Genomic DNA, 13746 nt, shown 5'->3' with positions numbered 1-13746 from the left:
GGGGCTGCGGGTATTATGTCCTGCGGCAGACAAGGGGATAGTAATGCGTTTTATGATTTGCCTCACGGCGTTTGCCTTCGCCTCGGCCTGTGCGGTTGCTCAGGAGGAGGGTGACGCCCTGAGCGGTGAAGTGACAAGCGACCAATCACGCGTCGTGTTTCCGATCACTCTGGAAGCCGGTGAGATCGTCACGATACGGACGTCGTCAGACGAAAATTTCGACACGATGCTGGCGGTGAGAGACCCGGGCGGCCGCGAGATCGCACAGAATGACGATGCCTCACCGGCGACACTGCAGTCGCAGGTGATTATCCAGACCGAAACTGCAGGCGTCTATCAGGCCGAGATTACCGGATATGGCGGCTCGACTGGCAGCTTTAACCTGCATGTTGAATCCGGGGTTGATTTCGGCCTCAGCGACTCCGCTGAACTGATCAGTGAAGAGATCGTCACCATTGGCGGACGCGATCCTGTTCTGGCCTATGATATTGACCTGGAAGCCGAAGACATCTTCGTTGCGACGACGTTTGCACTGACCAGCGGGCTGGATACGACACTGGCTTTGTCGGCTCCGAACGGAATGGTCGTGAGCCAGAATGACGACCGCGGGGATGGGTCCCTTAATTCGCAGATCGTCTATCAGGCCGCTGCTGCCGGCACCTACACGATCGAGATCGGAACTTTTTCTGGCGATGGCCAGGGTGATCTGGTCCTTTCGCTGGCGGTCGACCCGGACGCAGAGCTTCCATTTGATTTTACCTCGATCGCGGGAGAGCGGATCGCAGAATTCACCGGTTCGATTGATGATAATCAGCCGTCAATCGACTATCCGATCGAACTTGATGCTGGACAAACTCTCTATGCCTATGCCGATGCGCTGTCTGGCGATCTTGATACGCTGTTGCGGCTGCGCGCTCCCGATGGATCACCGCTTGCCGTCAATGACGACCGCGGCGATGGATCACTGAATTCCGCGATCGCTCACACGGCGGAGGTCACCGGAAGCTACACGCTGGAAATGACCCGATATGACGGCACCAATTCCGGTGGTGAATTCGAGTTGAACCTGTCGCTTGTGGACAGGGATACCGTTCTGTTGCTTCAGGAATTGCGCGAGCGTGTCATTACGCTCAGCGGCGAGGTCCTGACGATCGAAACGGAAGACTTTGTCGTGCACTACACGCTGGAAGGCGAGGATGAATCGTCCCGCGAATATGCAGAGTCCGTCGGTGTGGCGTTGCAGGAAATCTATGACACCCAGGTCAACCAGATGGGCTGGGTGGAACCGATCCGCGATTCACAGGGCATGTACCGCGCTTTTATCGCCGATGCGGGCGGCTCGCTGGGTGTGGCCTATCCGGTTGATGTCGTGTTCGACAATCCAAACACCGCTGACATCACGGAAACGAACGCTGCGCGGGCAATTTTTCTGATCGAAAATGATTTCGTCGGGCTGGGTAAGGAGGCCTCAGCGCACAGCCTGATGCGGGCTACGGCCACGCACGAATTCAACCACGTTATCCAGTATGGCTATGATTCCGAGGAAGCCCTGAACTGGCTCTACGAATCCACGGCAACATGGATTGAAGTTGCAACCGTCGGCAGTGATCAGGACGCAACCGATTATGTGAGTTCCGATTTTGCGGCGCCCAACCGCTGCTGGACGACGGACGAAAGTGGTCACACCTATTCGCAATGGACTTTGCATCAGTCGATCGCCGATGTTCATGGAGACAGCATGATCGTCCGCTTCTGGGAAAACGCCGTGGACATGGACGGGTTCGAGACCATGGCGGCGGCTTTGCGCGAGGGCGGGACGACTATTCCCGACGTCATCGAGCGCTGGCGGGTCCAGAACTTCTCCCTGGATTATGACCTGGCGCCGTTATTCGATGCCACGGTTGAACCGCGCGATCGCATTTACGAGACAGGCGCATGGCAGACCAAGGGCGGGCTGGAACAGCTGGGCGTGGATTATATCGAGCTGGATGTCCGTGAACCGGTGAATGTCGAACTGGAAGGCGATGCCGCGCTTGATGTGGTGGCGCTGGGCGTACGTTCCGGCGAGGTGCATGCTATGCCGCTGGGCCAGTCCGGCAGTGTTGATCCGATGGAGTTCGAAACGCTTTGGCTGATGGTGTTCAATCGCGCCATGCCTGCCGAGCCGGGCGAATGCCGTGGTGTCGGCTATGGCTTGTCGATAACGCCGACTCAAATGGCGACCGCGGAAACCGCCTACCGGTTCAGCGCGCGTCATTTCGAGCCGCCGGTCGAATCCGAAGACGAAGACGACTAGGCCGGCCTAGCTGTCCTTGCTTGCAAAGCTGAAGGGTGGAAGTTGCCGGATGGCGGCATTCAGCACTTCTCCCCAGCTTTTCGACAGACCGGTGAAATAGGGATCGTCTTCTTCTATGCGCTGTTGGCCGGTGATGTTCAGGCTGTCGGTTTCATAGGCCAGTAGATCCAGCGGCATGCCGACGGACAAGTTGGCCTTGAGCGTGGAGTCAAAGGACAGGAGCAGGAGCTTCACCGCGTCCTCGAAAGAGATAGACGGGTCATAGCCGCGCAGCAAAACCGGCCGGCCGTATTTGGCCTCGCCGATCTGGAAGAAGGGATTTTCATCCGAGGCTTCGATGAAATTCCCCTCCGGATAGATGAGGAACAGCCTCGGCTCTGCCCCGGCGATCTGCCCGCCGACGATAATTGTCGCGCTGAAGGTCGCCTCGCTTTCCGGCCCCTTCTCGGATTGAGTCTGGACGGTATCGCGCAACAGCCCGCCCACCATTTTGGCGACCTGGAACATGGTTTCGGCCTGCAGAATTCCGGGTTGGCGATCCTCCGGAGCTTTCATCCGCTCGTTCAACAGGCTGACGACGGCCTGCGTTGTGGCCAGATTGCCGGCGGTCATTAGCGTGATCACGCGTTCGCCGGGGACTTCCCAGGTGAACATCTTGCGGAAGGTAAAAACATTGTCGACACCCGCATTCGTGCGCGTATCTGACATGAAGACGAGGCCTTTTTCGAGGCACACGCCAACGCAATAGGTCATCTGGAAACGACTCACCGGATCAAAGAATTACGGGCAGCGTTACTGTTGAACCTGGATCGAGACAATCATCGATTCCCGTCCACCGCCGTACACCAGCCCGGAAATGGGAGCAGCCTGGCGATAATCAAGACCGGTTGCGAGCCTGACATAGCGTTCGTCCGGAGAGATACCATTTGATATATCCAGACCGACCCAACCCAGCCCGTCCACATGGGATTCGACCCAGGCATGGCTGGCATCCTGGTCGATGCGGTCATTCATCATCAGATAGCCGCTCACATATCGCGACGGAAAACCCAGCTTCCGGGCAGCCGCCAGAAAAACATGGGCGTGATCCTGGCAGACACCATGTCCGGCCGCTAGCACATCCTCGGCGGTTGCCGAGACATCGCCGGCGCCGACATCATATTTCACAACTTCGCAGATGCGCTGCGATAAGGCATGCAGGCGCGCGACATCATCACCGGCATCCTCAAGACCGCCGAGCAGCGTCTCGATCTGATTGCCGGGCTTTGTGAGCTCGGTCTGCCAGAGAAAATACCAGAGCGGTGTCGCCCCTGAATGCGGACCGTAAACGCCAGCGGTTTGTGCCGTTTCGACTTCTCCCGTCACGGTCAGCACAATTTCGTCCGACTCCAGGCTGATCAAGTCCACCTGATTATCGTGCTGATCGGTGAAACGGGTCTCTTTGCGGCCACCCTCAATGTCCAGAGACCAAGAAAGAATGTTCTGGGCTGCTGAACCGGTTGGCGTGAGCCGGACCTGTTGCAGCCCGTAGGATACAGGCTGCTTGTAGGCGTAGCGGGTCGCGTGGGTGATGTTCAGCTTCATGGCTATTCGTTGAACCTGTAATCGGTCTCGATCTGCGTTCCCAACGCATTGTTTCGCGCCAGAAAATCGCTCAGAAACTCATGCAGACCGATCTTGTAGACCCCTTCGGCGGTCTGGTCGGTTAATCCAGACAGGATCTTGCCGGCCATGGCGGCGGAGACAGGCCGGTCACCATATTCGTCGGCAAGCCGGTTAAGGGCGCCGACCATATCGGTGGCGCAATAATAGAGCGAGCGGGGCATCTGTGCGTTGAAAATCAGGAAATCCGCGATTTTCAGAGGCGTCGTTTCACCGCCATAAAGCCAGTTGAAGGCTTGCGCGGCAGACGCAGATCGCAGAATGGATTCCCACTGCACATTGTCGAGCGAGGACCCGACAGCCGCCACATTCGGAAGCAGGACATAATATTTCACATCAAGAATCCGCGCCGTGTTATCTGCCCGTTCAATCCGGGTTCCAAGCCGGGCGAAATTATAGATATCATTGCGCAGAGCCGTGCCATGCCAGGCGCCGCGGACCAGAGCGCTGCGCTGACGGATATAGGCCAGCACATCCGGCAAATCGTCCAGATTGACCGGTTCGGCCAATCGTTCTTTCAGGCCGAGCCAGCCTTCATTCACCGTCTCCCAGACCTCGCGGGTCAAGGCGGTGCGGACCATGCGCGCATTGTTCCGGGCCGCTTCAAACACCCGCAAAACGCTGGACGGGTTATCCTTGTCCTGAAGCAAAAATTCGATCACCTGACTGCCCGTATAGCTGTCATGTTTCTGCTGGTAATCGGTCTCGCATCCGGCTGTCAGGACAATGGACGCCCATTCATTTTCGCTGCGGGCGCCGCGTGTGAGCGCCATGCGGAAGCCGGCCTCGATCATGCGTGCCGTGTTCTCGCTGCGCTCGAGCTGCCGGAACATCCAGTAGAGCCCGCTGGCTGTTTTCCCTAGCATGGCGTCAGTCCTCCAGCACCCAGGTATCTTTGGTTCCGCCGCCCTGGCTGGAATTTACGACCAGGCTGCCTTCCTTCATGGCCACGCGGGTGAGGCCACCGGGTGTGATTTTGATCTCATCGGGGGACACCAGCACGAAGGGCCGCAAATCGACATGACGAGGGGCCAGCCCACCCTGCGTCAAGATGGGCACCGTCGAGAGGGCAAGCGTGGGCTGGGCGATATAATTGCCCGGCTTTGCTTCCAGCTTTTTGCGGAACGCTTCGATCTCTTTTTTGCTGGCCGCAGGCCCGACGAGCATGCCATAGCCGCCCGAGCCGTGAACTTCCTTGACCACCAGCTCGGCGAGATTGTCGAGTACATGGGCGAGCGCATCCGGTTCGCCGCAGCGCCAGGTCGGGACGTTTTCCAGGATGGCGCTTTTGCCGGTATAAAATTCGACAATATCCGGCATGTAGGAATAGATCGCCTTGTCATCGGCAATGCCCGTGCCGGGCGCATTTGCCAGCGTAATGCCGCCGGCGCGGTAAACATCAAAAATACCGGGCACGCCCAGCATCGATTCGGGATTGAAATTCAGCGGATCGAGATATTCATCATCAATCCGGCGGTAGATGACATCGACGGGTTGATAGCCGCGCGTGGTCCGCATGGCGACCCGGCCATCGACGATGCGCAAATCATGCCCTTCGACCAACTCCGCGCCCATCTGTTCTGCCAGGAAGGCGTGTTCGTAATAAGCCGAGTTGTGAAGGCCCGGCGTCAGGACCGCGATAACCGGCCGGTCGGTGCAGGCCTCGGGCGCGGTCCGGGCCAGAGACCGCCGCAGGTTCAGCGGATAATCACTAACCGGTTCGATCCGGTTTTGAGAAAACAGCTCGGGATAGAGCTGTAACATGGTTTCCCGGTTCTCGAGCATGTAGGAGACGCCCGATGGCGTTCGCGCATTGTCCTCCAGGACGTAAAACTCGTCCGGCCCGGTCCGGACGATATCGATACCGACAATATGGGTGTAGACGCCGCCGGGCGGATTGACGCCCAGCATTTCCGGCAGGAAGGCCTCATTGCCATCAATCAGGTGTTTTGGAACCCGGCCAGCCCGGATGATTTCCTGATCGTGGTAAATATCGTGCAGGAAGGCGTTGATCGCTTTGACCCGCTGTTCGATGCCCTTGGTCAGGCGCGCCCACTCGCGAGCGGCGATAATCCGCGGCACCTGATCAAACGGGATCAGGCGTTCTTCGCCCTCTGTTTCACCATAGACATTGAAGGTAATCCCTGTGCGGCGGAAGAAGGCTTCTGCCTGCCGGGCGCGGGCTTGCAGTCTGGCGGGATCCTTATCGTCAAACCAGGCGCAATAGGGGCCGTAAGGTTCCCGTACCTGGTTGTCATTGCCGAGCATCTCGTCAAAAAACAAAACCCCTCCTTCAAACGCCGCACCTGGCATTTTGAATTCCTTGTGCCTGCAAGGCGCAGGCTGCATGTCTGCGAAAAATAAAGCCTAACAGGGATAAAGCCTGTCTGGCTAGGGCTGGCAACTAACCGCAAACGCGGCTGGGTTGTCCGAACCAAGCGGCGCTGCCGCCGCGAACAGCCTGCGGCATTTTAGAACCCGGTGTTGCGTGCCGAACGTCGCCACCCATATCTGTAATAGTTGAGTGCAGAGGTGAGAGACTTATGGCCCGCTACACGGAAGAATCCCTCAAGGCCCGCCGTGAACCGGAAGGTTTTCGCGATCATCTCGCGCTGGGGCTTGTGAAATTCATGCGCCTTTTCACCGATCTGTTTTTCCGCAAGCGCTATGGTCACCGGGCTGTCGTGCTCGAAACGGTGGCAGCAGTACCGGGTATGGTCGGGGGGCTTCTGCAGCATCTGAAAAGCCTGCGGCATATCCGCGATGATGAAGGTTGGATCCGCGAACTGCTGGATGAAGCCGAGAATGAGCGGATGCATCTGATGACCTTTATCCAGATCGCCCAGCCCAGCCTGTTTGAGCGCGGCCTGATCATGATTGCGCAGGCTTTGTTCTATAATTTCTACTTCTTCATGTACCTGTTCGCGCCGCGGACCGCGCATCGCTTTGTGGCCTATCTCGAAGAAGAAGCTGTGATCAGCTACACGCACTATCTTGCGGCCATAGATGCTGGTGAGCTCGAAAATGTGCCGGCGCCGCAAATCGCCCGTGATTATTGGAACCTGCCAGCGACCGCCCGATTGAGGGATGTCGTGATCCAGGTGCGAGAGGACGAGGCCGGGCACCGCGACGTCAATCATGACTTCGCCGACCGGTTGGGCCGCCGCGCCGAGGCACGTGCTGAAGGTCAGCCTGACCGCGGCTAAATCCGCAGGTCAATGCGGTGCCGCTCAGGCCTGTTTCCTGCAGGCATGGAAAGCCTATACCAATCAGACTAGTTTCTGGCTGCCCGCTGTCGATTGGCCAGTGCTGTGCTGTGCCCCGATTTCGCGGTTTCGCAACGGGATAGGCCCGTGCTTCAGGAGCTTGCAGCCGCTTTTGACGGAACTGGAAGCAAAAGCTGCGGCTTCCCGCCTGAATCCTCAGGCTCCGGAGCAGGTTCCGGCTACGGCTCGGCTGCCGGTTCTGGCGCCGGTGCTTCAGCTTCCATACCACCAGCATCGCCTGCATTATCCATAAATGCGGCAAACACGATCAACGCGTTCTTGTAATCCATATATCCCCACTCCTCTTGAGTTCTGGAATTGCACGCAAAACAGCATTGGAATCGCCGACGGCAAGTTTTCGGCGCAAATTTGCTTCCCACTTTTTGCAGAAGAAGCTCAAGATCAGCCCGACAGGCTGATCTCGCGCAACACATCATCCTGGTGCTCGCCAAGCGCCGGCGCCGGTCTGTCGAGCGTTAGCCGGCCGTTCGTGAATGTTATTGGCGTGCGGACACCTGGAATTCCATCGGCGAGAATGGCCATTTCACGGGCAATCGTTTGAGGGTCTGCAAAAACGTCTGCGAGGGTCTGGATCGGCCCGGCGGGAATGGTGTTGTCCTCGCATGCCTTTAGAAGATCTTTCTGCTGCCAGGCCCGCGTTGCTTCCGCAATTTTTGGAACAAGCTCTCCGCGGTGCTCTACCCGGCCGGCATTCGTAGTGAATTTCTCGTTTCGTCCGGCGTCAAGGTCCAGAACATCCAGCAATCGTTGGTATTGCCGGTCATTGCCAACTGCGATGATCAGATAGCCGTCTTTTACCGGGAATGCCTGATAGGGGACAATATTGGGATGCGCGGACCCGATGCGGTGAGGAGAAGTGCCGGAGACCAGATAATTCATGGCTTGATTGGACAATACGCCCGTCATGCAATCCATCAGGGCCATGTCGATATGCTGGCCTTTGCCGGTCCGCTGGCGCTGGGCCAGCGCCGCCTGGATACCAATCACGCCGTAAAGACCCGTCAGCAGGTCTGCGATGGCGATCCCGACCTTCTGGGGTGCGCCGCCGGCTTCACCCGTTAGATCCATCAGCCCGGCCATGCCCTGAATGATGAAATCATATCCCGCACGGTCGGCATAAGGCCCGGTGTGACCAAATCCGGTAATGGAGCAATAGACCAGCTGCGGATTGATCCGCGATAGACCGGCGTAGTCGAGCCCGTATTTCGCAAGGCCGCCATGTTTAAAATTCTCGATCACGACATCGGACTGCGCGGCCAATCGATGGACAATTTCCTTGCCCTCCTGTGTGCGGAAGTCCGCAATGACTGACCGTTTTCCGCGATTGCAGGCATGATAGTAAGCGGCCGCGCGCTCGCCCTTGTGATCAATCCATGGGGGTCCCCACCGGCGGGTATCATCGCCTTGCGGCGCTTCGATCTTGATAACATCGGCACCCAGGTCTGCCAGTGTCTGGCCCGCCCAGGGCCCGGCTAGAACGCGCGCGAGTTCCAGCACTTTCAAGCCCTCGAGAGGCGCTTCGACGTTCATCGGCTTCCTTCGTCGGAAAAATCAAAACTCTGTTTCTGCAAAAAGGCCCTATAACCTCTGGCGAAGTCCGCGCTCTGGAAGGCTTCGAGAAATAATTGCCGACTTTCCGGGATTTCATCGACAAGACCTGAATCGATCAGACGTATCATTTGTTTTGTAATCCGTGCCGTGTTGGAGGACGCCTTCAGCAATTGCCCGGTCCATTCGCGAACCGATGACGGCAGCTCATGATCGGCGACGATCCTGTTTGCAAGACCCAGTTCATGCGCTTCGCTTGCATCGACCAAACGGCCAGTGAACAACAGATCTTTTGCTGCCGACCGTCCGATCGTCGAGATCAGCCGGCGCATATCATTCAGCGGATAGGCAAGCCCCAGTTTCGCCGGCGTGATCCCAAAGACCGAGCGGCTCGTCGCGATCCGGAAATCGCAGGCGATCGCCAGGCCGCATCCGCCACCAATGCACGCGCCATCGATCGCCGCCAGCGACGGCAAAGGAAATTTGGCCAATGCGTCAAGCGCCGAGGCTATCTTGGCACTATAGGCTGCAGCCCGATCGGGCGTGCCATAAACGTCCTGGAATTCACTGATATCCGCGCCGGCCGAAAACGCACCGCCAAACCCCCGAACAACCAGCAACCGCGTCGCTGCATTAGTCGCGGCAGACTCTGCGAGTTCTGGCAGTGCGGCCCACATCGCTTCGTTCAAAGCATTCTTGTGACTTGGACGGTCAATTACCAGAGTGGCAACCGGCCCGTCTTGTTCCAGAGAAAGAAAAGGTGTTGCCATTGAACCGGTGTGCTCTTGCCCCAACAATTTCATTGCGGATTCTGGCGTGAATGTCATCCGTTAGTTGTTCTCAAATGGTGGCAGGAAGGACGGATATCCGCCTCCGATCCATCTGAACCCGGCGGAGCCTTGCTATTCTAGATAAGCGTGTCATATCCCGAGCATGACCTCGACTGCGACATTCAATATCGCGCTGGTGGATGATCACACCTTGTTCGCCGATGGGTTCAAGGCGCTGCTGGCCCAGGGAAATGATGGCTACGCGGTGTCGACCTTCGAGCGCGCTGATGCCCTATTGGCCTCAATTGCGGCTGGAAATTCCTATGATCTGATCATTCTCGATCTGATCATGAAAGATATGAATGGTCTCGCCTTGCTGGTTGCGATCCGAAATCTTCATAGCAAGGCTCGAATTCTGATGCTGTCAGGGATTGCCGGTGACCCGCCGCTCGTTGAAATGAAGCGGCTGGGCGCGAATGGATTTATTCACAAGTCAACAGACATGGACGCATTGCTGGCCGCGGTCGGCCAATTGCTTGGTGGGCAGGACCTGGAATGGGATATCGATGAGGCAGCAATGACTGCCCTTGAGAAGGATACAGGGGAGTTCAGCCACAATGCGGAAATTCCACGCCTTGGCCCCCGTCAGGTGGAAGTTATTGGTTTGATTGCGCAGGGGAAAACAAATCGGGAAATAGCTGATCAACTCTCGATCAGCGAAAACACCGTGAAGTCTCATACCCGCGCCATTTTTGATAGCCTCGGAGTTAAGACCCGGACCGCCTGCGTCCGGAAAGCGCAAAGTCTTGGCATCGTATAAAGCCAGTTACGGGCTTGAGGCCTGGTCAAGTGACTGCACCAGAACCTGATACAATTCTTCCGCGTCCGCCGGTTTGGGTACAAGGGACAACTTCGGAATTTCCGAGAGGTTTCCGAACTGCCGAATGTCCCCGGTCAGCAGGATCACCGGGATGTCTTCAAGCGTTTCCTCGCGCAGCGCAAGTGCCGCGTTGAGGCCATCTTCACCGTCTTTCAGGCGTTTGTCAGCGATGATCGCTGCCGGCAGATCGCCCGACCAGGATAAAAGCTCACGTGCGCCTTTTCCGGTGTCCGCCGCGATGACACGGCACCCCCAACTTGTCAGCAAGATTGACAGACTTTCGCGAATACCGGGTTCGTCCTCGATCAGAACCACGAGCGGCGTATTCTCAATCTGGCTCATGCGGGTCGGCAGACCAGGTTGCGACGGTCCAGCAGCGGATTTCGGGAGCTGAATAGATGCTGTCGTGCCCTTTCCCGCGGTGCTGTCAAAATGCAAATCTATTTCCAGCTTCGCGGCCAGCTGGCGGACAATCGTCAAACCGAGGCCAAGTCCCGACTCGCTTCCGGTATCGCCGTTTTCCAACTGGACATACTCTTCAAAAATCCGCCCTTTCTCTTCGTCTGTTACGCCGGGTCCGTTGTCAGTTACAGACACCAGAACACAGTCGATTTCGTCATGCCAGACGAGAGAAACAGACCCGCCTACGGGTGTAAATCTGATCGCGTTGGACAGCAGATTCCGCAAGATTCGTGTCACCAAAAGCGGGTCGCTTCGAACCGGCGCGGCACCGGTCATTATCTGCAAGGAAATCGATTTCGCCCTCGCTGTGTCTTCGAATTCCGACCTCAGACTTTCCAGCACCGCATCGAGATCGAAAGTGGTGATCTTGGGAATGATGGCACCGCTTTCAAGCCGGGCGGTCTCAACCAGAGCCCGGAGCAGACTTTGCTGGCTATGCCAAGCAGTTTCAACCTTATCCAAAAGGTTATTTTGATCCGGCGTGTTCAACAGCGGGCGAAGGGCGCGGATGAAGAATCCCTGGGCCTGCAAGGGCTGCGACATGTCGTGGCTGGTCGTAGCAAGAAATCTGGATTTCTCGGCACTGGCTCTTTCGGTCGCGCGGTATTGCTCCTGCAGTTTTTCCGAGAGCTCACGATGCCGTTTTGCGGCCAGCGTTTCGCGGGTCTGCAATTCCGAACGGGCGCTAACGAGCAGACCAAACCCATAGAGAATGGCCAAGCCAATCCCGATCAACCGGATCGGCCCATCCATCGTCACCAGCCAGAAGGTTGTAAACGGCAAAAAAATTGCTGTGGACAGGCTGATAAAGCTGGGTCGGTACTCGGCGCTAGGCATCATGCCCCCCAGCGCGATCGAAGCGACGATATTGATCGATACAAACAGGTGCAGCGTCGATGAGGCATCAACAAATGCGATCGCCAGGCCCGACCAGATCAAGCCAGTGAGGCCGGAAATGATGATGTGCCCGCGCAGATAGCTATGCAAATTTGCGCGTGTGATGCCGCGGGGCGCCGCGAATTTTGGGTAGAGGAAGACCACACCAACCATGGCGCTGGTCAATCCCAGCCAGATGGCGGCAAACCGGAATTCGCCAGCGACCAGAATAAGAACCATAAAATAGAGGATTACGGCCAGAACGATCAGGCAGGATGTTGGTGTTCTTTTAAGCAGCAGGCGTGCCTGATCAAGGCGGACGGCTTCAAGGTCGCGGCGTAAAAGGTCGGCTGATTGATCGCCTGAGTTTCGTCCGGTTGCCGTCAATCGTTTCCCCCTCCGGCGCAATTGTCTGGCAGTCTCTTCGTGGAATCAATCACCCGAAAGGGGGGTGATCAGACGCCTCGCTTTTTGCGTTCGTCGAGCACAGCCAGGATTTCACAGTGCCGGGCTTCATCAATCGGGTAAGTGCGGATGATGAACGTCAGACCCGACATGATGAGTGCCGGAAGCCAGGCGATCATAAGCGTGAGGGCCGTCACAGCGGAAGGCGGCAGAGTAGATTCGGGATCATATCCGCTGAGGCTCAAGACGCCGCCGATGATGACCGCACCCAATCCAACAGTGGTTTTCTGACAGAAAGCTGCCAGGCCAAAGGTTCGCGCCTCGATACGGACGCCGGTTTCGACTTCACCGTGCTCAATTGCATCCGGCATCATGGACCACAGCATGACGGGGATCGCCGCTCCGCCAATGCTCGCAATACTCGCCGAAACCAGCGGAATAAAATTGCCGGCCATCGGCGCGAGCGCCATCAACAGGTATCCAGCGCTGGCGAGGAACATGCCGTAAACAAGGCTGGATTTCTTGGAGGTTCTGGTTGCAACCCACACCCAGACCGGTGCGCCCAGAATCACGGAAAAGGCCGAAACCGCGAGAACCGGCGTAATCATGTCCGCACGGTTGAGCACATGTGTGAGGTAATACAGCACGTTCTGAAGGAAAAAACCCTGTGCCAGAGTCGCGCCGATCATGATCAGCAAGAGCCGGATCAACGGGCCGTTACCGGCGGCTGCCAGGAACATGGCACGGATCGACTCGCTGTAGCTAGCTGACGGAGGCATCGGTTCGCCGGTTTTTCCTTCCCGGACCAGGCGAGTGCACGCAAGGAGGAATAACGCGGCCAGTCCGCCGATAATCAGGGCGGCGATTTGATATCCCATCTGTTCGCTCTGTCCCTGGGCTTGAAGGCTCTGGACAAGCACAGGTGTGATGATAGCGGTTGTTAGCGCGCCCAGCGCCGCACCGGCGACACGTGCACCGGAAAGCGCACTTCGATCCCGGCCGCTTCTCGCAAGACGAATGGGCAAGGTATTATAGGGCATGCTGGCGATGGTATAGGCCGTCCGGAAAGCCAGATGCGTGATCAACACCCAGGCTGCCAGGCTCCAACCCGAAAGGGGGGGTGCGAAGTAGATCAGCGCATAAGCCAAGCCGAGCGGTAATGCTGCCTTGGCAATAATCGGTGAATACCGGCCGGTCCGCATCGCCTGCCGTTCGGACCAGCTCGCCACCAGCGGATCCGAGACGGCGTCCCAGATCATCGCGGCAAGGTAAATTGCGCCAGCCACTGCAGGATTTATCCCCAGCACGTCCGTATAAACGTAGAGCAGGAAAAGCGAACTGCCATGCCATAAGAGCAAGAAGCCAAAGTCACCCATGCCATATCCCAGGCGGGCGCTGAAGGTTGGACGTGCCGGAAACTCTGACATGATTTCGCAAACGGATTCAGTTGACGTCTCTTGCTAGCCTACAACGAACAGTCACCCTTTTGGGTGATTGCGCGCAGCAGGGCATTCATGTCCATATCCGGTCACCCGAAGTTGAGGAACAGCGGGGGTTGCT

Annotated in this window: 11 protein-coding genes; 3 read left to right on the top strand and 8 right to left on the bottom strand. The window is 57.4% G+C overall.

The window, feature by feature from the left end; translation table 11 throughout:
• Positions 1-43: 43 nt before the first annotated feature.
• The gene (locus ACO079_RS08125) at positions 44-2296 is read left to right on the top strand and encodes a DVUA0089 family protein (RefSeq protein ID WP_421789112.1); all 2253 of its coding nucleotides are present in this window, start codon (positions 44-46) and stop codon (positions 2294-2296) included.
• A gap of 6 nt (positions 2297-2302) precedes the next feature.
• On the opposite strand, the gene ACO079_RS08120 is transcribed toward ACO079_RS08125, so the two are convergent.
• The 4 genes from ACO079_RS08120 to ACO079_RS08105 are packed head-to-tail and all read right to left on the bottom strand — an operon-like array spanning position 2303 to position 6271.
• Positions 2303-3049 carry a peptidase gene (locus ACO079_RS08120; protein ID WP_421789110.1) on the bottom strand — a complete coding sequence of 249 codons (747 nt, stop codon included), beginning with the start codon at positions 3047-3049 and terminating at the stop codon, positions 2303-2305.
• Between the two features lie 39 nt (positions 3050-3088).
• Complete coding sequence (locus ACO079_RS08115; RefSeq protein ID WP_421789108.1) at positions 3089-3880, bottom strand: transglutaminase family protein; 792 nt, start codon at positions 3878-3880, stop codon at positions 3089-3091.
• Between the two features lie 2 nt (positions 3881-3882).
• On the bottom strand, positions 3883-4824 hold the full coding sequence (locus ACO079_RS08110) for an alpha-E domain-containing protein (RefSeq protein ID WP_421789106.1): 942 nt from the start codon (positions 4822-4824) through the stop codon (positions 3883-3885).
• Positions 4825-4828: 4 nt separating this feature from the next.
• Positions 4829-6271 carry a circularly permuted type 2 ATP-grasp protein gene (locus ACO079_RS08105; RefSeq protein WP_421789105.1) on the bottom strand — a complete coding sequence of 481 codons (1443 nt, stop codon included), beginning with the start codon at positions 6269-6271 and terminating at the stop codon, positions 4829-4831.
• A gap of 230 nt (positions 6272-6501) precedes the next feature.
• Here ACO079_RS08105 and ACO079_RS08100 point away from each other — a divergent pair, with 230 nt between their 5' ends.
• Entirely contained in the window at positions 6502-7164 is a 663-nt protein-coding gene (locus ACO079_RS08100) for an alternative oxidase (protein WP_421789103.1), read from the top strand.
• Between the two features lie 462 nt (positions 7165-7626).
• Here ACO079_RS08100 and ACO079_RS08095 read toward each other — a convergent pair whose 3' ends face one another.
• The gene (locus ACO079_RS08095) at positions 7627-8775 is read right to left on the bottom strand and encodes a CaiB/BaiF CoA transferase family protein (RefSeq protein ID WP_421789102.1); all 1149 of its coding nucleotides are present in this window, start codon (positions 8773-8775) and stop codon (positions 7627-7629) included.
• Entirely contained in the window at positions 8772-9563 is a 792-nt protein-coding gene (locus ACO079_RS08090) for an enoyl-CoA hydratase/isomerase family protein (protein ID WP_421789100.1), read from the bottom strand. Before ACO079_RS08090 ends, ACO079_RS08095 begins: the two co-directional genes overlap by 4 nt.
• A gap of 163 nt (positions 9564-9726) precedes the next feature.
• Between ACO079_RS08090 and ACO079_RS08085 the strand changes: the two genes are divergently transcribed.
• Positions 9727-10383: a response regulator transcription factor gene (locus tag ACO079_RS08085; RefSeq protein ID WP_421789098.1), complete on the top strand. Its 657-nt coding sequence runs from the start codon at positions 9727-9729 to the stop codon at positions 10381-10383.
• A gap of 6 nt (positions 10384-10389) precedes the next feature.
• On the opposite strand, the gene ACO079_RS08080 is transcribed toward ACO079_RS08085, so the two are convergent.
• Positions 10390-12168 carry a hybrid sensor histidine kinase/response regulator gene (locus ACO079_RS08080; protein ID WP_421789096.1) on the bottom strand — a complete coding sequence of 593 codons (1779 nt, stop codon included), beginning with the start codon at positions 12166-12168 and terminating at the stop codon, positions 10390-10392.
• A 68-nt stretch (positions 12169-12236) separates the two neighbouring features.
• Complete coding sequence (locus ACO079_RS08075) at positions 12237-13613, bottom strand: MFS transporter (RefSeq protein WP_421789094.1); 1377 nt, start codon at positions 13611-13613, stop codon at positions 12237-12239.
• Between the last annotated feature and the right edge of the window lie 133 nt (positions 13614-13746).

The organism is Hyphobacterium sp. (genome assembly GCF_965228115.1).
In the GTDB taxonomy this organism is placed as follows: domain Bacteria; phylum Pseudomonadota; class Alphaproteobacteria; order Caulobacterales; family Maricaulaceae; genus Hyphobacterium.
This window is presented reverse-complemented; position numbering and strand designations above follow the sequence as displayed.